At 48.1% G+C, this 7,535-nt stretch carries 6 protein-coding genes; 2 read left to right on the top strand and 4 right to left on the bottom strand.

Translation table 11 applies throughout. The features are described 5' to 3' along the window. Both ABUA47_RS21445 and ybeY read left to right on the top strand, forming a co-directional pair. Positions 1-955 (top strand): nucleoside recognition domain-containing protein (locus ABUA47_RS21445; protein WP_349832025.1); only part of this gene is annotated, 955 nt, incomplete at its 5' end. Positions 956-1,022: 67 nt separating this feature from the next. Further along, positions 1,023-1,436, top strand: a complete 414-nt coding sequence (ybeY, locus tag ABUA47_RS21440; RefSeq protein ID WP_005826129.1) for an rRNA maturation RNase YbeY — start codon at positions 1,023-1,025, stop codon at positions 1,434-1,436. A gap of 71 nt (positions 1,437-1,507) precedes the next feature. On the opposite strand, the gene ABUA47_RS21435 is transcribed toward ybeY, so the two are convergent. The 4 genes from ABUA47_RS21435 to ABUA47_RS21420 all read right to left on the bottom strand — a co-directional run. Beyond that, positions 1,508-2,044, bottom strand: a complete 537-nt coding sequence (locus tag ABUA47_RS21435; RefSeq protein ID WP_005826131.1) for a hypothetical protein — start codon at positions 2,042-2,044, stop codon at positions 1,508-1,510. A 90-nt stretch (positions 2,045-2,134) separates the two neighbouring features. Further along, positions 2,135-3,271 carry an aldose epimerase family protein gene (locus tag ABUA47_RS21430; protein ID WP_008662152.1) on the bottom strand — a complete coding sequence of 379 codons (1,137 nt, stop codon included), beginning with the start codon at positions 3,269-3,271 and terminating at the stop codon, positions 2,135-2,137. 29 nt (positions 3,272-3,300) lie between these two features. Further along, positions 3,301-5,331, bottom strand: a complete 2,031-nt coding sequence (locus ABUA47_RS21425; RefSeq protein WP_347774413.1) for a hypothetical protein — start codon at positions 5,329-5,331, stop codon at positions 3,301-3,303. Positions 5,332-5,364: 33 nt separating this feature from the next. Then, a partial coding sequence (locus tag ABUA47_RS21420) for a family 78 glycoside hydrolase catalytic domain (protein ID WP_349832023.1) occupies positions 5,365-7,535 on the bottom strand: 2,171 nt, incomplete at its 5' end.

Here is a 7,535-nt window from a genome sequence, read left to right as displayed (position 1 = left end):
ACATCCTGCCATGGGTTCCATATTCATGAATCTCTCTGCCAACATGCTGGGGCTGGACAATGCCGCTACCCCAATGGGGCTGAAAGCCATGAAGGAACTTCAGGAACTAAACCCGAAAAAGGATACTGCCACCAATCCGATGGTAATGTTCCTTGTACTCAACACTTCGGGACTGATACTTATCCCCGTCAGCATCATGATGTATCGCTCGCAGATGGGTGCCGCCCAACCCACGGACATCTTTATCCCCACACTGATAACGACCGCCATCTCGACCATTGTCGGTGTCATTGCCGTCAGCATTGCACAACGCATCAACCTGCTGAACAAGCCCATACTTATCCTGATTGGCTGCATCAGTCTTTTCTTTGCCGCACTCATTTATCTGTTCACACAGATTAGCCGTGATGAAATGGGTGTATATTCCACTTTAATTGCCAACATACTGCTGTTCTCCATCATCCTGCTGTTCATCCTCTGGGGGCTATGGAAGAAAATCAATGTATACGATGCCTTTATAGAAGGAGCCAAAGAAGGCTTTACCACTGCCATACGCATTATCCCTTATCTGGTTGCTTTTCTCGTTGGAATCGCCGTTTTCCGCACTTCCGGCGCCATGGATATACTGGTGAACGGTATCGGTTATGTAGTAGGACTATTCGGTGTAGATACCAGTTTTGTAGGTGCCCTGCCCACTGCCTTGATGAAGTCACTGAGCGGCAGCGGTGCCAACGGACTGATGATTGACACCATGAAGCAATATGGTCCCGATTCATTCGTCAGCCGTATGAGCTGCGTGGTACGCGGTGCTTCGGATACTACGTTCTATATCCTTGCTGTGTATTTCGGCAGCGTAGGTATCACCAAAACGAGGAATGCCGTGACGTGTGGGCTGATTGCCGATTTTTCCGGCATCATTGCAGCCATCATCATCAGTTACTTATTCTTCTTTTAAAAGAACTAGCTTAATCGCAAGAACGTAATTTCAATCGTACATCGTAAATCATTAAATCGTAAATAAAATGATTAGTTATCAGACAGACGGCGTGGAAATGCCATCCATCAAGAAGCGTGAAACCACGGAATGGATAAAATCCGTAGCCGCCACTTACGGAAAAAGAGTCGGTGAAATCGCCTACATCTTCTGCTCGGACGAGAAGATACTCGAAGTGAACCGCCAATATCTGCAACACGATTATTACACAGATATCATCACTTTCGACTACTGTGAAGGCAACCGCCTTAGCGGTGACCTCTTCATCAGCCTCGATACCGTACGCACCAATGCGGAACAGTTCGCCGATAACAACTACGAACGTGAACTGTACCGGGTCATCATCCACGGCATCCTCCACCTTTGCGGCATCAATGACAAAGGGCCGGGAGAACGGGAGATTATGGAGGAGGCGGAGAATAAGGCGCTGGCGATGCGGTAATTCCAAAGAATAAAAACTCTGTCTTGATAAAGTGCTGATTTTACCAAGACAGAGTATTTAAGAAAAACAAGTTACTTTGTCAACACAACGACAACTAACGGGTGATATTTGTCTGCTCCTGATTCGATGCGGGCATCCACACCATCTATAGTTACTCTAATAAGTTCAACACTGCCATAACCATCATTGTACTTCCAATGGGAAATAATGGAATGTTCCTCTCCGTCACCAAAGATATAGGGACAAACAAACGTACGCCTCAATACTTCAGGCTTCTTGTCATATTTATATCCATCCCATAGTGCATCAAAGATTGCCAAAGTAAAAAGTCCGTCCCTGCTTTCCACATAGATACAGTCCGGTCCGGTAAAGTCATCTTTAGAATCGGGTTCTACCAATTTATAGGAGTAATCTTTCTCTCTCAAAGCAGGCTTACCATTTCTTCCAAGACCGGTTTGCATTCCCTCAATCAAATCATTACCATTTTCATCGACAAATGCTAAATTGTATCCATAATGAATAGGAGGATAAGAGTCTTCCTCACTTTTGCAACCCATGAAAATCAAAGGGAATAAAGCAGCCAATAAAAAAACACTAAAGTGTTTCATTGTATATTATGTTTTAGATTCACAAAAAAGGCCATACAATAAGAGGGTATCAAAACGGTTGATAGCACACAGATGACACATCCCCTATATTTATTTCTTCACCGAAAAGCGATAGATGCAATGACTGTCATACTTTTCTCCCGGCTTCAGCAACGCCGAAGGCCATTCCGGCTTGTTGGGCGTATCGGGATATTTCTGCGTCTCCAAACAGACGGACGCACGATGACCGTACACGATACCTTTCTTTCCGGTCAGTGTGCCATCCAGGAAGTTACCGGCATAAATCTGAATGCCCGGTTCGTTGGTATAGACATCAAGCACAATACCCGTTGAGGGAGATTCGAGGGTGGCACACGGGCGGGTGACATCGCCCTTCGTATTGAGTACCCAGTTGTGGTCATAGCCCTTGCCGTTCTTCAACTGCTCAAAGTCATTGTCGATACGGGCGCCAACAGCAGTAGGAGTGCGGAAATCCATATCCGTACCTTCTACGGAAACAATCTCACCGGTAGTCATGAAGGTACTGTCCACGGGGGTATAAGCATCTGCATCGATAGTGAGCAGATAATCCGAATTGGACTTGGAGGGATCGCCATCCAGATTGAAGTAAGAATGGTTCGTCATATTGACAACAGTGGTACGGTCTGTTTCGGCACTGTAACGAATGTCGATGGCATCGTCATCTGTCAGCGAGAAAGTGACCTTGCAGGTCAGGTTACCCGGGAAGCCCTCCTCTCCGTCTTTCGACAGATAAGTCAGTTCCAGAACCCGGTCACTCAACTGACGGGCATCGAACACTTGATATTGGTATCCCTTGGGACCTCCATGCAGGCAATGACCGTAATTGTTGCGCGGCAGCTGATACTCTACCCCATCCACTGTAATCTTACCCTGGTTGATACGGTTGGCATAACGTCCGATGGTAGCGCCGAAATCCGAAGGGAACTTGATGTAGTCCTGAATGGAATCGAAGCCCAGCACCACATCACGCATAACGCCATCCTTGTCCGGCACCATCACTGATACAATACGTCCACCGAAATTCGTAATACAAACTTCCATACCATTCTTATTCTCCAAAACAAACAAGTCTGTCTGCTTGCCATCCACTTCCGTACGGAAGTTCGCAGGTTCCAGTCCAGAAGCAGTCTTTTCACTCGCCTGTTTGCCCGTGCAAGCCGATGCCAATAGCATCACGCTTGCCAACAAAGTCATCATCTTATTCATAAATACAATATTGGTTACTGTTTAGACTATCATTTTTTCAACAAGAACTGCTCCGCACGTCCCGGAGTGAACAACTCCCACAAAGAAGCAACCGTCCAGCCCGGAGCGAAGATATTGTTGTAATATCCCTTTCCGTTACGTCCGTAATCCCAATTGGTATGCTGCACCACTTCCGGGTAATAGCCTACTTTGGCAATGCCACACATGTGTCCTTCATACGGCAGTAACTGGCGCATGGAAGTGGATATCACCTCGGCAAAGTCAGAGAAGCGCGGCTCGTTGTACTCTTTGGAGAGCCAATGCAGCACATCGGCAAATTCGAAGATAAATACATCGATATGGTTATTCTCTACCGACACATTTCCCCAACCACGGGTTTTCAAGCCGATATCTCCCAGCATCTGACCTTCGGCAAAAGGAACATCCCAAGTATAATACCATGACAAGGCAAAATAAGCGGCTTTCTTTGCCAGACCGGCATAGTGTGCACGCTCTTCTCCTTTGGTAACCAAAGCCAGGTAATAAGCAGCCGTAGCAGCATACAAGGAGGCTTCCTTGTCCTCGCAGTTAGCATCCAGCGTAGAAGAGAAATAATCGGCTTTGGATATCAGTTCCTTCTCCAGATAGTCTACCGTACGCTTGGCGCTTGCCAGATAACGTTTGTCCTTGAAATACTTGGACGCCATCACCAAAGGCAATGTTGCCGAAGGCGTGCTACCACCGCTGGCATCCACGATAGAGAAATCATCCTTGAACTTGCGCGGGAAGCTGCCGTCCTCGTTCTGCAACTTGAGGAAGCTGTCCAGCATGCCCTTGATGCGTTTCTCCCATTCGGGGTGTTTACGCTTCTGCTGTTTCTCGTAGTTCAGATAGTTCAGAATGGCATATACGCCTTCGGACTGACGTCGAATGCTATGTCTGGTTTCCTTGAAGTCGCGGTTGTAGTGTACCACTTCGTTGAAGAAACCGGCAGGCGAAAAACCGTTCTGGAGATAAGTGTCAAAGATATGGTTAGCATTGTCCACCAGGTCTTGGCGGTTCTGCTGTTTGCCATACTCCAAAGCATTGAAAGCGTTCAGCAATGTACGTCCCACAAAGCCCACTTCGGCAACATCGGTATTGGCACAAGTAGCAGTCTCCAACTCTACACCGGAATAATAATGAGTGGGGGTATTGCCAACATAGCTTTCCACGAAGAAGTTGCTCATCACCTCCTTCATGCGGTCTACCGTGTAAGGTGTGTCAACCGGTTTCGGACGGTTAGTGTCATAACAATACTCCCAGGTGCGCTGTACGCATTCCGAAAAATCGGCAGCATTCCTTTCGGACACCTCCCAAGTCACGGAGATGCTGTCGCCCTTACGCAGCAGCTGGAAAGCCTCAACGGCAGGAGCCAGCGTCAATTTGCGGATATATGTCTTCGGTGCTTCCTTATAGGGGAAACCGTATGCCAAGACAGTCATACCATCCACATTGCAGAAACCGGTATATCCGATGGAAGTCTCGCCGGACAAGATTACCTCTCCCTCCTTATGAGTGGTCAAAGCTTCCTTGTCGAACTTGTCAATACGGATAACCGACATGGACGTACCGCTTGCCGGATTGAAAGCTGCCGTCAGCGGAGTGCTCAAACGGTCCTCACGCACCAGCCAACTGTCCGATGTGTGGAAAGAAGGAGCCTCCTTCGGCGAACGCAGGTTGCGGCGATACCAGAAGCCCGGCATGTAGAACTGGCAGTCCGAATGCTTGTAACCGGTCTTTATCTGTTCCCCGTAGTTGAAATACACATTTTCCAGCGCCTTGAGTGTGACGGTAATGCGCTGTTTGCCATCCTTGTCCACCACCTGGCGGATGATGTCCAACGGTAACTTTTCCGAAGCCCGGCAGCTGTACATACCATCCTGCATCTTCTGCAAGGCCAGCGGATATTGCTTGGCATCATTCCCCGGCACTTTCAAGGAAATAGAAGCAGAGATGTCTTCCGGAGCAGCATTTGTCGCTCCGGCACCCGTAATGCCCACCAAAAGCATTACCCCAAAAAACAATCTTTTTAGTCTCATAGTTACATCTGTTTTATTGTTGTTAGAAAAATATCATTCAGACATGAATACATACTTGCCGGAACCCAATTCGACTACCAGCTTACCGTCAGCCTCCTCCACGGAATGAATCCCCGCCTGACCGGCATCTACCTGTACATGGAAGTCAAGCGGCAGCTTGACCGTAGCGGTTGTATTGGCAGGAATCTCAACGTTCCACTCCAGCTTATTGCCATCACGTTTCCAGGAACTTCCTATTCTGCCATAAGGCGATACATGCGAAGCATTCACATAATTCAGTTTTTCCGGGAATACCGGTTCCATCAGAATCTGCTTGAACCCGACGGAAGCGGGAGTATTCTTTATGCCGGCAAGATCCTCATAGAACCATATCAGCAGATCTCCCAAAAGCATCACATGGTTTCTTGAATTCATCGCCGGATTTGCCGTGTCACCATTCCATAATTCCCAAATGGTGGTTGCACCCTTCTTAATCATGTAGCCCCATGAGGGATAAGTGTCATTGGTCACTATCTTATAGGCAAGTTCCAGTCCACCGTACTCGGTAAGTCCGCGCATCAGATGCTGGATGCCAAGCACACCGGCACTGACATGTCCCTTACAGTCTTTTTCCGTCTTCTCCACGACATTGGCAAATACTTTATCTTCATATCCGTCGGGAACCAGACCCAGTCTGAGGGAAAGCAGGTTTGCCGTCACCGTATTGTTGTCATACTGTGCAGCCTCAGTATTGAAGAATTTCTTGTTATAAGCGTCCTTGACCTTAATGGCAAGTGCTGCATACTCTTCAGCATCTGCCGGAAGTCCGTTCATTTGCGCGAACTTCTCCATCAGTTGCAGAATACTGTAAAACACCGTTGTACTCAACACTTCACCGTTCGTCTTACGGGCAGGGTCCTCCGAATGAATCAGCTCCGGCGACTCGGGAGGCATGCACCAATCCCCGTATTCATCCTTCACCAGAATATAGTCCTTCATTTTGGTCTCCGTCATGTGGTTTACCCAGCGCTTCATGGACGGATAGCGCTCTTTGATGGAGCTATCATCGCCAAACTGGCGGTAAAGCATGTCGGCTACGTAAAAATAGGCAGCCGGCCAAGTCACGTCATCATGGAAGATGGTCCAGTAACGGGGAGATACCACAGAGATACTTCCATTTTCATTCATGGACTCTTCTATATCCACCAGCCACTTCTTATACATCAAGGCATTGCCGAAAATGAAACTTTCACCATAGGCACCGGTAGTGCGGTCGCCCAGCCATCCAAGACGTTCATCACGCTGGGGGCAGTCGGTAGGCATACCGCGATAGTTTCCACGGATTCCCCAATAGGCATTCTTGTGAAGTCTGTTAATCAACTCCTCGGAAGTCTCGAACGTACCGTTCGTTGCCATTTCATCATACACCACCTTACCGGTGAAATCATCCGCTGCCGGTTCATAGTCCAAACCGGATATTTCCATAAAACGGAAACCATGGTAAACAAACAACGGTTCCCAAACAAACTCACCGTCAGCGGCAGGAGTATAAATATCCGTGACAAGGGCACTGCGCAGGTTGTCAAGATACAGTTCCGTACCATTGTCCTTCAGCACTTCGGCAAAACGCATGGTAATGGGCTTGTCCTTCTTGCCACGCAGTTTCACCTGCTGTATTCCTACCATATTCTGCCCCATATCCACGATATATCTTCCATCACCTACCGATTTAACGGATATTGGCTTTATTTCCTCCATCACCTTCAGACTCGGAGAGAGCTGTGCCACAAGTTTTCCTTTGGGAGCCTCCATCCGTTCGGCCAACTGCCATCCGGAATCATCATAGCCGCTTTCCGTCCATTTACCCAATTCCAAGCGGGCATCGTAATGTTCACCGTCAAATTCGTTGTTCGCAGTTATAGGACCGTGGTTCGTCGCTTTCCAGGAATCATCGCTGACTACCGACACCGTCTCACCATTGTCGTACTCTATATTCAACTGCGCCATGAGACGGGGCAAACCAAAACCTACCATCCCATTGGCGCGCATGGAAAGATAGCGGCCGTTGCCCAGAGCCACGCCTATCGCATTGGTACCGGACTTCAACAAGGGGGTGACATCATAGGTCAGATAAGATACAGAAGCATCGTACCAGGTAGGCAAAGGACCGAATACATCGTTTCCAATCCTCTCGCCATTCATATAGCATACGGAAGAGCCTACTC

Origin of the sequence: Bacteroides sp. RTP31139st1_H2_RTP31139_211217 (genome assembly GCF_040227615.1) — a bacterium.
GTDB classification, from domain to species: domain Bacteria; phylum Bacteroidota; class Bacteroidia; order Bacteroidales; family Bacteroidaceae; genus Bacteroides; species Bacteroides uniformis.
This window is presented reverse-complemented; position numbering and strand designations above follow the sequence as displayed.

Excerpts from the sequence above, each read along its gene's own strand:
- ABUA47_RS21425 (WP_347774413.1), bottom strand. The coding sequence starts at position 5,331 with ATGAGACTAAAAAGATTGTTTTTTGGGGTAATGCTTTTGGTGGGCATT.
- ybeY (WP_005826129.1), top strand. The coding sequence starts at position 1,023 with ATGATTAGTTATCAGACAGACGGCGTGGAAATGCCATCCATCAAGAAG.
- ABUA47_RS21430 (WP_008662152.1), bottom strand. The coding sequence starts at position 3,271 with ATGAATAAGATGATGACTTTGTTGGCAAGCGTGATGCTATTGGCATCG.
- ABUA47_RS21435 (WP_005826131.1), bottom strand. The coding sequence starts at position 2,044 with ATGAAACACTTTAGTGTTTTTTTATTGGCTGCTTTATTCCCTTTGATT.